This is a genomic window from Cobetia sp. 1CM21F (assembly GCF_023161745.1).
GTDB lineage: Bacteria > Pseudomonadota > Gammaproteobacteria > Pseudomonadales > Halomonadaceae > Cobetia > Cobetia amphilecti.
Window position 1 is genome coordinate 92,873 of the sequence record NZ_JALNTQ010000005.1, and the last position, 16,611, is coordinate 109,483.

At 63.8% G+C, this 16,611-nt stretch carries 14 protein-coding genes; 3 read left to right on the forward strand and 11 right to left on the reverse strand.

Features of this window, described 5'->3' with window-relative positions:
* The first annotated feature begins 604 nt into the window (after positions 1–604).
* Together MSG32_RS15170 and MSG32_RS15175 are read left to right on the forward strand one after the other, a co-directional pair.
* Positions 605–1,765, forward strand: a complete 1,161-nt coding sequence (locus MSG32_RS15170) for a 3-deoxy-7-phosphoheptulonate synthase (protein ID WP_248380532.1) — start codon at positions 605–607, stop codon at positions 1,763–1,765.
* A gap of 255 nt (positions 1,766–2,020) precedes the next feature.
* The gene (locus MSG32_RS15175) at positions 2,021–4,162 is read left to right on the forward strand and encodes a PhoX family phosphatase (RefSeq protein WP_248380534.1); all 2,142 of its coding nucleotides are present in this window, start codon (positions 2,021–2,023) and stop codon (positions 4,160–4,162) included.
* 236 nt (positions 4,163–4,398) lie between these two features.
* On the opposite strand, the gene ppk1 is transcribed toward MSG32_RS15175, so the two are convergent.
* Both ppk1 and hemB read right to left on the reverse strand, forming a co-directional pair.
* A complete protein-coding gene (gene ppk1, locus MSG32_RS15180) occupies positions 4,399–6,684 on the reverse strand; it encodes a polyphosphate kinase 1 (RefSeq protein ID WP_248380536.1) in 2,286 nt (761 codons plus the stop codon).
* Between the two features lie 48 nt (positions 6,685–6,732).
* The gene (gene hemB / locus MSG32_RS15185) at positions 6,733–7,752 is read right to left on the reverse strand and encodes a porphobilinogen synthase (protein WP_213113592.1); all 1,020 of its coding nucleotides are present in this window, start codon (positions 7,750–7,752) and stop codon (positions 6,733–6,735) included.
* A gap of 665 nt (positions 7,753–8,417) precedes the next feature.
* On the opposite strand from hemB, the gene elbB reads away from it, so the two are divergent.
* Positions 8,418–9,104 (forward strand): isoprenoid biosynthesis glyoxalase ElbB, encoded by a 687-nt coding sequence (gene elbB, locus MSG32_RS15190; protein WP_054556514.1) that lies wholly within the window; start codon positions 8,418–8,420, stop codon positions 9,102–9,104.
* Positions 9,105–9,291: 187 nt separating this feature from the next.
* Here the strand turns inward: elbB and tatC are convergent, their stop codons facing one another.
* The 9 genes from tatC to hslU all read right to left on the reverse strand — a co-directional run bounded on the left by tatC (position 9,292) and on the right by hslU (position 16,611).
* On the reverse strand, positions 9,292–10,083 hold the full coding sequence (tatC, locus tag MSG32_RS15195) for a twin-arginine translocase subunit TatC (protein ID WP_131432770.1): 792 nt from the start codon (positions 10,081–10,083) through the stop codon (positions 9,292–9,294).
* Positions 10,083–10,481, reverse strand: a complete 399-nt coding sequence (gene tatB / locus MSG32_RS15200) for a Sec-independent protein translocase protein TatB (protein WP_131432769.1) — start codon at positions 10,479–10,481, stop codon at positions 10,083–10,085. The genes tatC and tatB overlap by 1 nt, the downstream gene beginning before the upstream one ends.
* A 5-nt stretch (positions 10,482–10,486) precedes the next feature.
* Positions 10,487–10,741 carry a Sec-independent protein translocase subunit TatA gene (gene tatA, locus MSG32_RS15205; RefSeq protein WP_043332981.1) on the reverse strand — a complete coding sequence of 85 codons (255 nt, stop codon included), beginning with the start codon at positions 10,739–10,741 and terminating at the stop codon, positions 10,487–10,489.
* Positions 10,742–10,850: 109 nt separating this feature from the next.
* Positions 10,851–11,186 (reverse strand): phosphoribosyl-ATP diphosphatase, encoded by a 336-nt coding sequence (locus tag MSG32_RS15210; protein ID WP_043332980.1) that lies wholly within the window; start codon positions 11,184–11,186, stop codon positions 10,851–10,853.
* Positions 11,187–11,387: 201 nt separating this feature from the next.
* Positions 11,388–13,016, reverse strand: a complete 1,629-nt coding sequence (ubiB, locus tag MSG32_RS15215; RefSeq protein ID WP_043332979.1) for a ubiquinone biosynthesis regulatory protein kinase UbiB — start codon at positions 13,014–13,016, stop codon at positions 11,388–11,390.
* A complete protein-coding gene (locus tag MSG32_RS15220) occupies positions 13,013–13,681 on the reverse strand; it encodes an SCP2 sterol-binding domain-containing protein (protein ID WP_131432768.1) in 669 nt (222 codons plus the stop codon). Before MSG32_RS15220 ends, ubiB begins: the two co-directional genes overlap by 4 nt.
* 7 nt (positions 13,682–13,688) lie before the next feature.
* Positions 13,689–14,435, reverse strand: a complete 747-nt coding sequence (gene ubiE, locus MSG32_RS15225; protein WP_043332974.1) for a bifunctional demethylmenaquinone methyltransferase/2-methoxy-6-polyprenyl-1,4-benzoquinol methylase UbiE — start codon at positions 14,433–14,435, stop codon at positions 13,689–13,691.
* Between the two features lie 147 nt (positions 14,436–14,582).
* Positions 14,583–14,942, reverse strand: a complete 360-nt coding sequence (locus MSG32_RS15230) for a DUF971 domain-containing protein (RefSeq protein ID WP_043333080.1) — start codon at positions 14,940–14,942, stop codon at positions 14,583–14,585.
* Positions 14,943–15,285: 343 nt separating this feature from the next.
* The gene (gene hslU / locus MSG32_RS15235) at positions 15,286–16,611 is read right to left on the reverse strand and encodes an ATP-dependent protease ATPase subunit HslU (protein WP_248380538.1); all 1,326 of its coding nucleotides are present in this window, start codon (positions 16,609–16,611) and stop codon (positions 15,286–15,288) included.

Here is a 16,611-nt window from a genome sequence, read left to right on the forward strand (position 1 = left end):
CGTGCGGGCAAAGGTTTGTTGCCGGTTCACGCTTGCGCAGGACGATCTGGAGTGCAAGGATAGTCCTATCACCATTTTCATCGTCACTACTGGATACCGGCCCGACCCATGAATCAGACCACCAGCCACCGCCCGTTCACTGTCGCTGCCTGCCCTTCGGGCCAGGTCGTGACGGCGGCGTGTGCGGCCGGCTATTGGTATTGGTTTACACAGGGGCGCGCCTGAGGTTACGGCGCGCCTGTCTCGTACGGGCTGCCACCACCTTGAAGAACCCCCGGTCGCAGCCACGGCCGGGGGTTCTTGCGTTTCGGGCCTTGCGAAATCCATGACGAGAGGCATGTCACCCTAACGTGCCGACAATGATTGCAGCATGAATGACGAGAGGAATGACCATGCGCACCACTATCCTGACTACCCGCTTTTCTCTTGCCTCCGCTCGGGTCGTGCATGGTTATTGGCGCTGGCGATTTAGCGGCGTCCTGCCTCTTTCCGCTGTCACCGCGGGGCAGGGCGAGCAACACCGGGGTGACGATTCGCGAAGTCCCTGTCTGTCAGAATGAATATTGCGTGATGGAGCCAAGGCTTCATCACAGGAGAGAAGACCATGAACGCCAGCCTTGAACGCGTGTTGACCGCCAACCCGCACACTGCCGACGCCACTGTTGACCCCTTGACTGCCGAGAACGCCACCGTGACCCGCTCTGATGCCGCCCAGACACCGACCACACCCGGACGCATCAGTCGTGAAGCCCTGCCCAGCGCCAGCGAATTGCGCGAGCAGCTGCCGGTGGACGCCGACCTGGCCGGCCAGATTCGCCGGCATCGCGATGAGATCAACGCCATTCTCGCCGGCGACGATGATCGTCTGCTGGTGGTGGTCGGGCCGTGCTCCATCCATGATCTCAAGGCCGCGCGCGAGTACGCCCAGCGCCTGGCGGTGATCGAGCCGCAGGTACGTGATCGCCTCAAGCTGGTGATGCGTGTCTATGTCGAGAAGCCGCGCACCACGGTGGGCTGGAAGGGGCTGGCCTATGATCCGCATCTGGATGGCAGCGATGACATGGCCACCGGCCTGCGTCAGGCACGCGAGCTGATGCGCGAGATCAACCAGCTGGGCCTGCCGGTGGCGACGGAGCTGCTGCAGCCGCTGACCGCCGCCTACCTGGAAGACCTGCTCGGCTGGGCGGCCATCGGCGCCCGCACCACCGAGTCGCAGATCCATCGCGAGATGGCCTCCGGCCTCGGCTGTGCAGTGGGCTTCAAGAACGGCACTGACGGAGGCGTCGAGGTCGCCGTGCAGGCCATCGGGGCGGCGGCGCATGGGCATCGCCACTTCGGCATGGATGACAGCGGACGTCCGGCGCTGATCGAGACCGCGGGCAACCCGCATACCCATGTGGTGCTGCGCGGCGGCCATGGCCAGCCCAACTATGACGCCGCCTCGGTGGCCGCTTGCCGGCGTGAGCTGGAAGGCGCTGGCCTGACGCCGCGTCTGATGGTCGATTGCAGCCACGCCAATTCCCGCAAGGACCACCGCCGCCAGAGCGAAGTGATGCTGGATGTGCTCTCTCAGCGCCTGGCGGGGGATGATGCCTTGATCGGCGTGATGCTCGAGAGTCACCTCAATGAAGGCAAGCAGGCCTTGCCGGCAGCGGAGAAGCTCTCCCAGCTGCGTCATGGCGTGTCCGTCACCGATGCATGCCTGGGCTGGGAAACCACCGAGCACCTGCTGAGCCTGGCCGCCGAGCGCTTGCGCGAGGCCTGAGATCAAACGCCAGACTCGCGCCTCGATGGAAGGATGACGTCGCGCTTGCCTGATGTTTGCTGAATTTGTCGGCTTGTCCTGAAGTCCCCAGCGCCCAACGGTCGAAAGGCCGTTGGGCGCTGTCGTCTCTTGCCCTTGTTGCCCGTTCGTCACGGAATTGTCATCGGGCTCGCGTATCACTCTTGTTGCCTTCGGCATGCCCTCAAGGGGCATGCCTGAACAGAACAACCCGAAACCTGACTACGGGGAAGCGACATGAGCAAGGAAATCGAAGACCATCGCCTGCTTAATCCCAGCAGCAACGAGACGTTCTCATCCGTCATCGAACGACACATCTCGCGTCGTCGTGTCCTGCAGGGTGGCCTGGGCATGGCGGCTGCCAGCATGCTGGGTGGTTTCGGTCTTGCGGGGCTGAGCACCACGGCCAACGCCGCCAGCAACGCTGCGGGCGAGAAGACGGCTCTGGCACTGGCCTTCGAATCGATCAAGGGTTCACGCACGGATGCAGTCGTGGTTCCCAAGGGGTATACCGCACAGGTGCTGGCGCCGTGGGGTACGCCGCTCAATGCCAAGGCACCCAAGTGGAGCAAGGACCTGGCGATGACGCCGGAGATCCAGCTCAACACCGTCGGCATGCATCACGATGGCATGCACAACTTCGCCTTGAGTGACGACACGGCCTCCAGCAACTTCCTGCTGGTCATGAACAACGAATACATCGATCAGGATGCTCTGTGGGCACCCAAGGGCGGCGCGACCAATGCGGATTCCGGCAAGCGTCCGGCCGATGAAGTGCGCACCGAGATCAATGCCCATGGCGTGACCATCGTCGAGGTCAAGAAGGCCAGCAACGGCAAGTGGGAAGTGGTGGGCGATTCGCGCTACAACCGCCGCTACACCAGCGCCAGCGAAATGAAGCTGAGCGGCCCGGTAGCGGGCAGCGATTACGTCAAGACGGCCTTCTCGCCGGATGGCATGCGCACCCGTGGTACCAACAACAACTGCGCCAACGGCTACACCCCGTGGGGCACCTACCTGACCTGCGAAGAGAACTGGCCGGGCTACTTCGTCAAGCGCAGCGATCGTCAGCTCGATGACAACCGCATCGGCATCGAGACCGAGCGTGGCCGCTATGGCTGGGAAACCGCCGCCGGGGATGCCAGTGAAGTCGATGGCGAGTTCGCGCGTTTCGACAACACGCCGACGGCAGACAGCGCCGACAAGGATTACCGCAACGAACCGCGGACCTTCGGCTATATCGTCGAGATCGACCCCTACACCGGCGAGCAGGCCATCAAGCGCACCGCGCTGGGCCGCTTCCGTCACGAAGGTTGCTGGCCGGGCAAGCTGGTCGAGGGTGAGCCGGTGGTCTTCTACTCCGGTCACGATTCGCGCAACGAGTACATCTACAAGTTCGTGTCGGACGCCAAGTGGGACGCCGCTGATGCCCGTGGCGCCGGTGACTTCAAGGACCGCCTGGCGATCGGCGACAAGTACCTGGACAAGGGCACGCTGTATGTCGCCCAGTTTTCCGCCGATGGCACCGGCACGTGGCTCAAGCTGACGCCGGACGCCGTGACCAAGGATGGTCGCACCCTGGCCGAGGCACTGGGGCTTGCGGCCGATGACCTGGCTGGCATCATCATCCACACCACCGATGCGGCTGACCTGATGGGCGCGACCCCGATGGATCGTCCGGAGTGGGGTGCGGTGGACCCGGTGTCCGGTGAGGTCTACATGACGCTGACCAACAACTCCAAGCGCACCGAGGAAGGCACTGATGCCGCCTTCACCAACGATGGCACCGCCATCGAGGAGCCGGGTGTCGGTTACAAGACCGCGCCGACCAACGCGGCCAATCCGCGTGGCAACAACGAAGCGGGTCAGATCATCCGCTGGCGTGAAGCGGGCGATCACACGGCCTTCGATTGGGAGATCTTCGTGTTCGGCGCAGCGGCCAGCGATGCCGACAACCTGTCCGGCCTGACCGAGATGAACGAGTTCGCCAGTCCCGATGGCCTCTACTTCGACGGCCGCGAAGGACAGGACAGCATCCTGTGGATCCAGACCGACAACGGCTACGAAGGCATCACCGAGGTCACCAATGACCAGCTGCTGGCGGTCGTGCCGGCAGGTCTCGAGCAGGCCGAGGGAGATGCGGCCGTGATCGGTGCCGACAACCAGGCGCAGCTCAAGCGCTTCGCGGTGGGCCCGAACGGTTGTGAAGTCACCGGGATCTTCACCACCCCGGACAAGACCGCGATGTTCATCAACATCCAGCATCCGGCCAACTGGCCGCAGAGCGATGATGCCACCGCCGAGACCGATGGCAGCGTGCGTGCCCGCGCCGCGACCGTGGTCATCCAGCGCGAAGATGGCGGCCAGATCGGCGTCTGATGTAAGCCGCGCGTCAGGTGTGAACGCGAAGCCCCCGTATCGATGATACGGGGGCTTTTTCATGCGCCTGAACCTGGCCCCGCTTCGCTTGAGGGCGCTTGGTCGATCAAGCGGGTGGGGAGGGCCAACGACAACGGCCCCCACGCAAGCGTGAGGGCCGAGAGTCCAGCGGTCTGTCTTTAGCTCATCTGATTTGAGAGCTGACCTGATTTGAGAGCTGACCTTGGCGAGCGCGATCAGGCCTTGGCGGCGTAGGCGAACAGCAGGGTTTCCTGCACGCTGATCGGTTCCGCGTCGCCGGCATCCAGCTGGGTGTAGTGGCCATCGCTTTCCAGACGCCAGCTCTGGCAGTTGTCGACCAGATAGGTGTCCAGGTCCTTGCGGATACGCTGGGCCAGCTTCTTGTCGAGCAGCGGGAAGCAGGTCTCGACGCGGTGGAACATGTTGCGCTCCATGTAATCCGCGCTGGAGCACCAGGTTTCCGGCTGGCCGGCATTGTGGAAGTGGAAGGTACGCGTGTGCTCGAGGAAGCGGCCGATCACCGAGCGTACGCGGATGTTGTCGGAAATCCCCGGCACGCCCGGGCGCAGACAGCAGACGCCGCGGATGATCAGGTCACACTGCACGCCAGCCCGCGAGGCGCGGTATAGGGCGCGAATCAGCTTGGGCTCGGTCAGTGAATTGCATTTGATGATGATGTGGGCGCGCTTGCCTTTCTCGGCGTTGCGCGCTTCACGGTCGATCATCTCCACCATGCGCTCATGCAGCGTGAAAGGCGCGTGCAGCAGCTTCTCGATATTGCGCTGCTTGCCCATGCCGGTCAGCTGCTGGAAGACCTTGTGGACGTCCTCGCACAGCGTCTCGTTGGCGGTCAGCAGGCTGTAATCGGTGTACAGGCGCGCCGTCTTGGCATGGTAGTTACCGGTGCCCAGGTGCGCGTAGTGACGCAGCTCGCCGTGTTCACGTCGCACGATATGCAGCATCTTGGCGTGGGTCTTGTAGGCCATCACGCCGTAGATGACGATGGCGCCGGCTTCCTGCAGGCGTGAGGCCAGCTGCAGGTTGTCGGCCTCATCGAAGCGCGCCCGCAGCTCGATCACCACGGTGATCTCCTTGCCCTGACGTGCGGCTTCCACCAGCGAGGAGACGATGTTGGAGTCGGCGCCGGTGCGATAGAGGGTCTGCTTGATGGCCAGCACGTTCGGGTCACGCGCCGCCTCGGCGAGCAGGTTCTCGACCGGGGAGAAGGACTGGAAGGGGTGATGCAGCAGGATGTCCTCGCGACGGATCGCATCGAACAGGCTGTTGTCGCCCTTGAGTGCCTTGGGAATGCCCGGAGTGAACGGGGCGTAGAGCAGGTCCTCGCGGCCGACGTCGCCGATGACTTCCATCAGGCGGTTGAGGTTGACCGGGCCCTTGACCTGATAGAGGTCACGCGTTTCCAGATCGAACTGCTTGAGCAGGAAGGTGTAAAGCGCTTCCGGGCAGTTGTCCGCCACCTCGAGACGCACCCCGTCGCCGTAACGGCGCGCCAGCAGCTCGCCGCGCAGCGCGGAGGCCAGGTCGGAGACATCCTCGGCATCCACCGAGAGGTCGGCGTTGCGGGTCAGGCGGAACTGATAGCAGCCCTTGATCTTCATGCCCGGGAACAGCTCCTGGGCGTGAGCGTGAATCATCGAGGACAGGAAGACGTATTCGGTGTACCCCTGCTCGACGAGGCCATCCGGGATGCGGATCAGACGCGGCAGCGAGCGCGGGGCCGGCAGGATGGCCAGGCCACCTTCACGACCGAAGGCATCCTTGCCTTCCAGCTCGACGATGAAGTTGAGGCTCTTGTTGACCAGGCGCGGGAACGGGTGCGACGGGTCGAGACCGATCGGGCTGATGACCGGCTGGATCTCTTCCTCGAAGTAATCGCGCACCCAGGCCTTCTGGGCATCGTTCCACTGATTGCGGCGACGGAAGCGGATGTGCTGCTCTTCCAGCGCGGGGATCAGGTCCTCGTTGAGCATGCGGTACTGGCGTTCGACCTGCTCATGCGTGATGCGGGAGACCTCATCGAGCACCTTGCTCGGCAGCATGCCGTCACAGCCGGGGTCGGTGCGATCGAAGGCGATCTGATGCTTGAGACCCGCCACGCGAATCTCGAAGAACTCGTCCATGTTGGACGTGAAGATCAGCAGGAACATCAAGCGGTTGAGCAGCGGATGCGAGGTATCCTTGGCCTGCTCGAGTACGCGGATGTTGAACTGCAGGTTGGACAGCTCGCGATTGAAGTACAGCGCCGGATCAGCGAGATCAGCCTCGGGGGAGGGGGTGGCCTTGGCATGGATACCGGTACGCGTCCGGTTGACGCGCAGGGGCAGCGGTTCCTGAGCCGGCGGCTCATCCGCCGCCAGCTCGATCTCGCCTTCCCGTGGGGTGGATGCTGCCTTGGGGGCAGCATCCTTGTCGCGACTGTCAGCGACTTCCGGCAGGGTCGCCGTGTTGGTGTCGGTGTCTTGCTTGGGCGTCTGTTCCATCATCAACTCCATGATCCCGGTCAGCCGCATCCGCAATGGCCGGGGTTGTCAAAGGCGGTTTTTCTGCGCCAGCAATTCGGCCGCCTGGCGAGCAAAATAGGTGAGGATGCCGTCGGCACCCGCACGCTTGAAGCACATCAGCGACTCGAGAATGACCTTGTCGGCATCCAGCCAACCGTTCTGGAAAGCCGCCATGTGCATGGCGTACTCACCGCTGACCTGATAGGCGAAGGTCGGCACTTCCAGCTCGCGCTTCACACGCGTTACCACATCAAGATAGGGCATGCCCGGCTTGACCATCACCATGTCAGCGCCCTCGGCGATGTCCATCGCCACCTCATGCAGGGCTTCGTCGCTGTTGGCGGGGTCCATCTGGTAGGTCTGCTTGTCGGCCTTGCCCAGATTGCCGCTCGAACCGAGCGCGTCACGGAACGGGCCGTAGTAGTTGGAGGCGTACTTGGCCGAGTAGGCCATGATGCGCGTGTTGATCAGGCCTTCCTGTTCCAGCATGGCGCGGATGGAGCCGATGCGGCCATCCATCATGTCGGAGGGCGCGATGACATCGGCACCGGCTTCCGCGTGTGACAGCGCCTGCTTGATCAAGGTCTCGACGGTGCGGTCGTTGAGCACGTAGCCGTCTTCGTCGAGGATGCCGTCCTGACCGTGAACGGTGTAGGGGTCGAGCGCGACATCCGTGATGACGCCCAGCTCCGGCAGCGCTTCCTTCAAGGCGCGCACGCAACGCTGCACCAGGCCGTTGGCATTGTAAGATTCTTCGGCATACAGCGTCTTGGCCTCGGCATCGACCACCGGGAAGAGCGCGATGGCCGGCACGCCCAGTGCGTGGACGGCGCGGCATTCTTCGACCATGAGGTCGATGGACAGGCGTTCGACGCCCGGCATGCTGGGCACGGCTTCACGACGCTGGGAGCCTTCGAGAACGAAGACCGGCAGGATCAGATCATCGGCCGTCAGCTGATTTTCACGCATCAGGCGGCGAGAGAAGTCGTCCTTGCGCATACGGCGCATACGAGTCGCAGGAAACTGGCGCGGGGTATGTTGGCTCAAGAAATGCTCTCCGGGTCGGGTGGTCCGCTCCCGTGATGGTCGCAGGCAGTCTAGGTCTATAATATTTCATTAATATTACAGTGATGCCAGCGGTCATGGGGCAAGGCCGGTCACGTGAGGTGCCAGCAAGGGCTGAACATGACGACAAGGCGTCTGTCGGGCGACGAGAAGGCCTGGCTTGCGGCCTGCAAGTGGGTGGCCCGTGACGGGAGCCGTCGTCCCTGTGGCAGGGTCAATCCAGTATATCAGCGTTGACTTGTGGCCACAGGCGCAGGAGATGTGTCGCGGTGTCGCGCCTCATGCACACCCCGTATGGGGCGGGTGTGTGGGGCTGCAAGACGAGTCCGGACACCGCGGCAAGCCTCCGGCACCAGAGCCTTGATGGCATACGAGTGGACGAGGAGCAGCACTTGAGTTGTGCCAGGGCCGCCCATAGTCTTGAGAGGATGCGCAGTGACATGCCTCGCCTGCACGCCTGTCACTGTCTGCCGCGTGGTGGTCGCGCAGCTTCGGTGCCGCTGAAGCGTCTCGCGCCTGGCATGACGCCGGGCATGACGCTGGGCATGAAATCAGGCTCGGCATTCGAATCAGTCACGCGCTTGTATTAGTCTTTTCTGACCTGTCCGGCAATCGCCGCGCACAGCTCATCGTCAATGGAGTAACCCATGACCAAGCAGGTAGCCCTGATCCTTTCCGGTTGCGGTGTCTTTGATGGCTCCGAGATCTATGAAACTACCCTGACGCTGCTGCGTCTCGATCAGCTGGGCATTGCCTATGAGTGCTTTGCACCGGATGTCGCGCAGCACCACGTGATCAATCACGGCACTGGCGACGAGATGGAGGAGACCCGCAACGTGCTGGTCGAGTCCGCGCGTCTGGCACGTGGCAAGGTGCGCCCGCTGGAAGAGCTGTCAGCGGACGACTTCGATGCGCTGATCCTGCCCGGCGGCTTCGGCGCCGCCAAGAATCTGTGTGACTTTGCCGTCAAGGGTGAGGACCTCGAACTCGTCGCGGGCCTGCAGGACGCGGTGCAGCCCTTCCACGCGGCCGGCAAGCCGATCGGCGTGATGTGCATCGCGCCGGTGATGGTGCCCAAGCTGCTGGGTGAGGGCATCTCGGTCACCATCGGCAACGATGCCAGTGTCTCCGGGGCGATCAGCGCCCAGGGCGGCCTGCACAAGAGCTGTGAGGTGACGGACATCGTCGTCGACGCCGCCAACCGTGTCGTCACCACCCCGGCCTACCTGCTGGCGGAGCGCATCAGCGAAGCGGCCCAGGGCATCTTCAAGCTGGTCGAGCGCATCGATAGCTGGATCGAGGACGACAAGGCGCGTGCCGCCGAGCAGGACTGACCTCGACACGCCGGTGCGTCTGGCGTGATAGCGCGTGGCTGGTGTGAGCAAGCTCCCTGGAAACACAAAGCCCCCAGAAACAGAAAGCCCCGCCGGTGGCCCGGCGGGGCTTTCTGTTTTGATGCTGTGATTCTGAGGCTCTGATTCTGGCGCCCTGTTTCTGATGCCCGACTACTGGCAGCCTCGTTCAGGGCGTGTCCTGCGATGCCTCATCGTCTGAGGCCGCACGCCGGCGCTTGAAGAGGCGCGAGGCCAGAATGCCGACCTCGAACAGCAGCCACATCGGGATCGCCAGCAGCGACTGCGAGATCACGTCCGGCGGTGTCAGCAGCATGCCGACCACGAAGCAGGCGATCACGATATAGGGGCGCTTCTTGCTCAGTGCCTCTACCGTGGTCGCACCGGTCCAGATCAGCAGGAAGGTGGCGATGGGAATCTCGAAGGCGACCCCGAAGGCGAAGAACAGCTTGAGGACAAAATTCAGGTACTGATTGATGTCCGTCATGATCGCCACGTTCTCGGGGCCCGTGGTGGTGAAGAACTGGAACAGCAGCGGGAACACCACGTAGTAGGCGAAGGCCGCACCGGCATAGAACAGCAGGATGCTGGAGGCCAGCAGCGGCAGGGCCAACGCCTTCTCGTTCTCATAGAGGCCCGGCGCGATGAACGCCCAGGCCTGATAGAGCACGGCGGGAATCGCCAGGAACAGCGCCACCACCAATGTCAGCTTGAAAGGCGCCAGGAAGGGCGAGGCCACTTCGGTGGCGATCATCTGCGAACCCGGTGGCAGCAATGCCATCAGCGGTTCGGCGACATACAGGTAGATCTGGTTGGAGAAGCCGTACAGCGCGGCGAATACCACCAGCACCACCAGGGTGGCGCGCAGCAAGCGCGAGCGTAGCTCGATCAGGTGCTCGATGAGCGGCGCATGTGCGGCGTCGCCCTGACCACCTGACGGTGAGGCATGTGGATCACTCATCAGGAACGTGGCTCTCGTGATTCACGGGTGTCGGAAGCAGTGCTCGGCTCGGTGGCCGGCGCACCATTCTCGGCAGGGCGGGGGCTGGTCTCAGCGCCGGAGGCGCCTGCATCGCGGGGCGTGCTGGACTCGGTGATGCCGCGCTCGACATCGCGTGCCTCGTTGCGCGCATGAGCGAGCGTCTCGTCGAGCTGCTTCTTCTGCTCGTTGAGCGTCTGACGCAGTTCCTCGGCTTCCAGCTGGGCACTGATTTCCTGCTGAATGCCCGAGACACTGCGCTTGATGCGTCCCAGCCACAGACCCGCAGTGCGGGCGGCCCGGGGCAGACGCTCCGGGCCGAGCACGATCAGCGCCAGCAGCGCGATCAATGCCAGTTCAAAAAAGCCGATATCGAACATGCGGGTTACGAGCGCTTGTCAGCGGTATCGCGGCTCTCGGCCTCGACATCGATGGTGTCGCCACGCTTTTCCTCATGCGCGACCTTCTGCTGGGCAGTCGGCTCGTCGCTCTTCTTCTCTTCTTCCTTCATCGCGCCCTTGAAGCCCTTCACGGCACCGCCGAGATCAGAGCCGACGTTGCGCAGCTTCTTGGTCCCGAAGATCAGGATGATGATGCCGAGCACGATGAGAAGCTGCCAGATACTGATGCCACCTAACATGGGAAATTCTCCATTTGGGCCGCTGACACCGGGTCATTGGGCCTTGAGACTTGCAGGGTGCTGGCACCGCTGCCGGAAAGCCGACTTGCGCCGGAAGAATACGGGTCCTTCACTGGCCGCGAGCGGCCTTTTCATCATGGCCGGAAACACCGAAGCGGCGTGCCAGCTCATCCAGCACTTCCTGATGATCCAGCCCCAGGTGCGACAGCATGACCAGTGAATGGAACCACAGGTCAGCGGTCTCACCGATCACGGCACGCTGCGAGTCCACGTCGTCGTGAGCGAAATCCTTGGCGGCCAGTACGGTTTCGGTCGCCTCTTCGCCAATCTTCTCCAGTACCTTGTTGAGGCCCTTGTGATGCAGGCTCGCGACATAGGAGGAGGTCGGGTCAGCGTCGCGCCGTTCTGCCAGTACCACTGACAGACGGTTGAGAATATCACTCATGAATCATCATTCCTGAAAGCTTGGGTCTTGCGTTAAGTCATCGAGTTCTGCGCTGGCGGCACACCTTGCACGGCAAACGGCACGGCGTGGGCAGGCGACTCAGGATGCAAGTGTTATATGTCATTCATATTGCACTGCGTCCCATGGGGCGGCAAGTGTCGTTGCGCGACGGGCCAGTCAGGCCATCATGTCTGCCTGCGTCTAGCGCCACAGCAATAACACGATTCCCAGTCCTGCGCCCACCAGTACCGCCACGGGCTGGGTCTCCGCCCAGGCCATCAGGGGCTGCCAACCGAACGCGCCGGCCACCAGCAGCAGGCCCGCGCGCAGCCGCCAGCTGGTGCTGGAGGCGTGATTGACCCGATCGCGCAGCGTGGTGATGGCTTCTGTCTGGCGTTGACGGGCGCGATGCTCGTCCTCGATGCGCTCCATGGCCTGGAAGGCCATCGCCGGCAGCTGTGGCAGCTGATGCGACAGCTCCGGTGCCTGCTTGACCATCTCGGCCCAGAACGCCTTGGGGCCAGCGCGCTCCTTCATCCAGCGCTCCAGATAGGGGCGGGCGGTGGCCCACAGGTCGAGGTCCGGATACAGCTGGCGGCCGAGGCCCTCGATGTTGAGCAGGGTCTTCTGCAGCAACACCAGCTGCGGCTGGACTTCCATGTTGAAGCGGCGCGCGGTCTGGAACAGCCCCAGCAGGACCTGGCCGAAACTGATGTCCTTGAGCGGCTTCTCGAGAATCGGCTCGCAGACGGCGCGGATGGCAGCGGCGAATTCGTTGGCGCGTGTGCCTTCGCCGACCCAGCCGGACTCGATGTGCAGCGCCGCGACCTCGTAGTAATCCTGGCGGAAGAAGGCCAGCAGGTTGCGCGCCAGATAGTCCTGGTCCTCGCGGGTCAGGCTGCCGACGATGCCGCAGTCGATGGCGATGAACTGCGGGTCGTGCGGGTTCTCGCGCGAGACGAAGATGTTGCCGGGGTGCATGTCGGCGTGGAAGAAGTTGTCGCGGAATACCTGGGTGAAGAAGATCTCCACGCCGCGCTCGGCCAGCTTCCTGAGGTCGGTGCCCTGCGCCGTCAGCTCCTCGATATCGGCGACCGGAATGCCGCGGATGCGTTCCTGCACCATCACGCGGCGGCGCGTCAGTGGCCAGTGGATGGCCGGGACGTAGAGCAGCGGCGAGTCGAGGAAGTTGCGCTTGAGCTGGGAGGTGTTGGCGGCCTCCTTGTGCATGTCGAGCTCGTCGAACAGCGTCGCCTCGTAGTCGGCGACGACCTCGACCGGGCGCAGGCGACGGGCTTCCGGCGAGACCTTCATCAACAGGCGCGCGAACATGTAGAGCAGGCCGATGTCCTTGCGCATCACTTCCTCGATGCGTGGTCGGATGACCTTGACCACCACGTCCGAGCCATCGTGCAGGCGTGCGGCATGTACCTGGGCGATGGAGGCGGAGGCCAGAGGCTGGGCCTCGAATTCGGCGAAGGCTTCCTCGACCGACATCTCGAGTTCCTGCTCGACCAGCTCCCGCGCGACCTGGTTCTCGAACGGCGGCACCTGATCCTGCAGGCGCTTGAGTTCGTCGGCGATGTCCGGCGGCAGCAGGTCGCGGCGCGTCGAGAGCATCTGGCCGAACTTGATGAAGATCGGGCCCAATGCCTCGAGTGCCAGACGCAGACGCTCGCCACGCGTGCGTCTGCCGATGGGGAACAGACGCAGCGGCGACAGCTTGAGCAGCGGGCGCAGCAGGGCCGGCACGCGTCCCGGTGGCACCAGGTCGTCGAGGCGGTAGCGGGCGATGACCCACAGGATGCTCAGCAGGCGATAGAGTCTCACGACGGCTGGCACTCCCGCTCGGCAGGTTGATGAGAGGTGGCGGCCTCGAGATGACGGCGCAGCCGCGCCAGCCGCGCTTCGGTGCGGTCCAGACACTGGGTCAGCTCGGTCAGCTCGTCGCGCGCGACGCGCATCTGCGCCTGACCGGGTAGCCAGCGCGCCTCCTCGGTGAGGTACTCGCGCAGGTCCAGCTCCAGCTCGCGGCGGCTGATCAGGCCGAAACGCCCGAGGCTGCGCAGGCCGCTGGCCAGGCTATGGCCGGGGGCTTCGCCGAACCATTCACTGAGCGCGCCTTCCCAGTCCAGGTCGAGGTCCATCACCAGGTCACGGGCGCTCTCCAGCAGATGGATACGCCCACGCACGGCGAGGCGGCCCTCGAACATCAGGCGCTCGATGGATTCACCGGACAGCAGGGCGGCGGCGGTCTCCATGTCGAGCTCCACCACCACATCGCCATCGCTCTCGTTGGCCTGGGGCAGGCGCAACAGGTGCAGGCCCTGCAGGTCGAAGTGCACCAGCAGGTCGAAGGCGGGGCGTTCGACACGCACCAGCAGGCGTCGGCCTGCCAGTGCATTCAGGCGCGACGTCGAGGCCGGGTCGCGAGCAAGCAGCTGATTCAGCGTCCGCTCAGCGGTCGCCAACAGCAGGGGGGTCAGCAATGCCATGACAGCCTCAGAGCTTGATACCGCGGTGCAACGCGACGATGCCGCCCGTCAGGTTGGTGTACTCGACGCGCTCGAGACCGGCCTCTTCCATCATTCCGGCCAACGTCTTCTGGTCGGGGTGCATGCGGATGGACTCGGCCAGGTAGCGGTAGGAGTCGGCGTCGCCGGCGACCATCTCGCCCATCTTGGGCAGCAGCCGGAAGCTGTACTGGTCATAGGCGGTGGAGAGCAGCGGATTGACCGGCTTGGAGAATTCCAGCACCAGCAGACGGCCACCCGGCTTGAGGATGCGCTGCATGGAGCGCAGGGCCTTGGCCTGGTCGGTGACGTTGCGCAGCCCGAAGGCGATGGTGATGATGTCGAAGGTGTTGTCCGGGAAGGGCAGGGCCTCGGCATTGGCCTGCACGTATTCGACGTTGCCGCCGACGCCACGGTCGAGCAGCTTGTCGCGGCCGACGTTGAGCATCGAGGCATTGATGTCGGCGAGCACCACGCGGCCTTTCGGGCCGACCAGACGCGAGAACTTCAGCGTCAGGTCACCGGTGCCGCCGGCGATGTCCAGCACCGACTGGCCGGGACGGGCGCCGGCACGCTCCAGGGTGATGCGCTTCCACAGACGGTGGATGCCGAACGACATCAGGTCATTCATCACGTCGTACTTGGCGGCGACACTGTGGAAGACGTCCGCGACGCGGCCTGCCTTCTCGTCCACGGCAACTTCCTGATAACCGAAGTGAGTCGTACGCTTGTCCATGACTTCCCCTGTTGTGACGCCGCCGTGGCGACGTCAGCACAATATGGTGAGCTTTCGCAGTGGCTCGATTGTAACCGCTGGCCAGCGGGCTGTCTTTTGGCAAGACGTCGACTCGGACATCTTGCCGCGCCCAGTGGCATCAGTGGCTTACAGCTGGTTGAGCGGAATGCCCAGTGGTTCGCGCGAGGCGCCGGCCTCTTCCAGCTGGCGCAGGTAGTAGGCCCACATGGCGTCGCGGCGATTGGCCAGTTCCCACAGGTATTCCCAGGTATACAGGCCGCTGTCATGGCCATCATCGAAGTGCAGCTTCAGCGCGTAGCGGCCGCTCTGGGTGATGTTGGTCAGCCCGACGTAGCGCATGCCGACCTGCAGGGTTTCCTGGCCGACACCGTGGCCACGCACTTCCGCCGACGGCGACATCACGCGCAGGAATTCGGTGCTCAGGCGGAAGCTCTGGCCATCGGCGTAGCCCAGTTCCAGTTCGCGCTCTGACTTGTGGTAGTGCACGCGCGTCGGTACCGGGCCCTCTTCGCCATCGCGGGCATGGCGCTCATTGAGGCGGTAGTCGCGCTGCTGGCCGCTGGTATCAGCGTCGTGGGACGCGGCGGCGTCCTTGGGAGTGTCGTGGCTCATCGGGGCATCCTCGGGCTTGCATGCCGCGCGGCGGCGTGGGGCGCAGGGCGGCATGGCGAAGGCAGATAGGCGTCGAGCGCGGCGCTTGGCCGGTCGATGTGTCTTGTGCGCATGATGCACTGACGCCCGATCCGGGCCAAGCCGGATCGGGCGTCAGAAGTCCCCTCAGGAACGGGACTGGCTTCCATGAGGGGCTGTCAGGCGCGTGAGCGTGTCGTCAGAGGATGTAGCGCGACAGGTCTTCATCACGCGCCAGATCACCCAGGCGGGCATCGACGTAGGCGGCATCGACCTTGAGTTCGCCGGGCTGATCGCCACCCTCGTAGGAGATCTCTTCCAGCAGACGCTCCATCACGGTGTGCAGACGACGGGCGCCGATGTTCTCGGTGCCTTCGTTGACCTGATAGGCGATCTGGGCGATGCGCTCGATGGCGTCATCCGCGAAGCTCAGCTCGACGCCTTCGGTCGCCAGCAATGCCTTGTACTGACGGATCAGGGCGGCGGACGGCTCGGTCAGGATGCGCTTGAAGTCTTCCGGCGTCAGGGCGTTGAGTTCGACACGGATCGGCAGACGGCCCTGCAGCTCCGGAATCATGTCCGACGGCTTGGACAGGTGGAAGGCACCGGAGGCGATGAACAGGATGTGGTCGGTCTTGACCATGCCGTGCTTGGTGGACACGGTGGAGCCTTCGATCAACGGCAGCAGATCGCGCTGCACGCCTTCGCGGGACACGTCGCCGCCACTGCCGGATTCGCCACGCTTGGCGACCTTGTCGATCTCGTCGAGGAAGACGATGCCGTTCTGTTCGACGGCCTCGATGGCACGGCTCTTGAGGTCTTCATCGCTGACCATTCTGGCCGCTTCTTCCTCGTGAACCAGCTTGAGCGCTTCCTTGACGGTGATGCGACGGCTCTCTTTCTGCTGCTTGCCCATGTTGGAGAACATGGACTGCAGCTGGCTGGTCATCTCTTCCATCCCCGGCGGGGTGGCGAAATCGAGACTCTGGCTGGCCGGGCTCAGCTCGATGTCGATTTCCTTGTCATCCAGCTGACCTTCGCGCAGCTTCTTGCGGAACATCTGGCGCGTGCTGCTGTTGTTGGCGGCAGCGTCGTACTCTTCGCCACGCACCCGCGGCAGCAGGGCGTCGAGGATGCGCTCTTCGGCGGCATCTTCGGCCTTGTCGCGCACTTCCTTCATGGCGTCTTCACGCACCAGTTTCATCGCGACCTCGACCAGGTCGCGGATGATGGATTCCACGTCACGGCCGACATAGCCGACCTCGGTGAACTTGGTCGCCTCGATCTTGAGGAAGGGCGCGCCGGCCAGCTTGGCCAGACGACGGGCGATCTCGGTCTTGCCGACACCGGTCGGGCCGATCATCAGGATGTTCTTCGGCGTGACTTCCGGGCGCAGATCGTCATTGAGCTGCATGCGGCGCCAGCGGTTGCGCATGGCAACCGCCACGGCGCGCTTGGCTTCAGGCTGGCCGACGATGTGCTGATCGAGGGCGTTGACGATTTCCTTCGGGGTCATCTGGGACAT

Excerpts from the sequence above, each read along its gene's own strand:
- tatA (WP_043332981.1), bottom strand. The coding sequence starts at position 10,741 with ATGTTAGGTGGCATCAGTATCTGGCAGCTTCTCATCGTGCTCGGCATC.
- tatC (WP_131432770.1), bottom strand. The coding sequence starts at position 10,083 with ATGAGTGATCCACATGCCTCACCGTCAGGTGGTCAGGGCGACGCCGCA.
- MSG32_RS15210 (WP_043332980.1), bottom strand. The coding sequence starts at position 11,186 with ATGAGTGATATTCTCAACCGTCTGTCAGTGGTACTGGCAGAACGGCGC.
- ppk1 (WP_248380536.1), bottom strand. The coding sequence starts at position 6,684 with ATGGAACAGACGCCCAAGCAAGACACCGACACCAACACGGCGACCCTG.
- tatB (WP_131432769.1), bottom strand. The coding sequence starts at position 10,481 with ATGTTCGATATCGGCTTTTTTGAACTGGCATTGATCGCGCTGCTGGCG.
- elbB (WP_054556514.1), top strand. The coding sequence starts at position 8,418 with ATGACCAAGCAGGTAGCCCTGATCCTTTCCGGTTGCGGTGTCTTTGAT.
- MSG32_RS15220 (WP_131432768.1), bottom strand. The coding sequence starts at position 13,681 with ATGGCATTGCTGACCCCCCTGCTGTTGGCGACCGCTGAGCGGACGCTG.
- MSG32_RS15170 (WP_248380532.1), top strand. The coding sequence starts at position 605 with ATGAACGCCAGCCTTGAACGCGTGTTGACCGCCAACCCGCACACTGCC.
- MSG32_RS15175 (WP_248380534.1), top strand. The coding sequence starts at position 2,021 with ATGAGCAAGGAAATCGAAGACCATCGCCTGCTTAATCCCAGCAGCAAC.
- hslU (WP_248380538.1), bottom strand. The coding sequence starts at position 16,611 with ATGTCCCAGATGACCCCGAAGGAAATCGTCAACGCCCTCGATCAGCAC.
- ubiE (WP_043332974.1), bottom strand. The coding sequence starts at position 14,435 with ATGGACAAGCGTACGACTCACTTCGGTTATCAGGAAGTTGCCGTGGAC.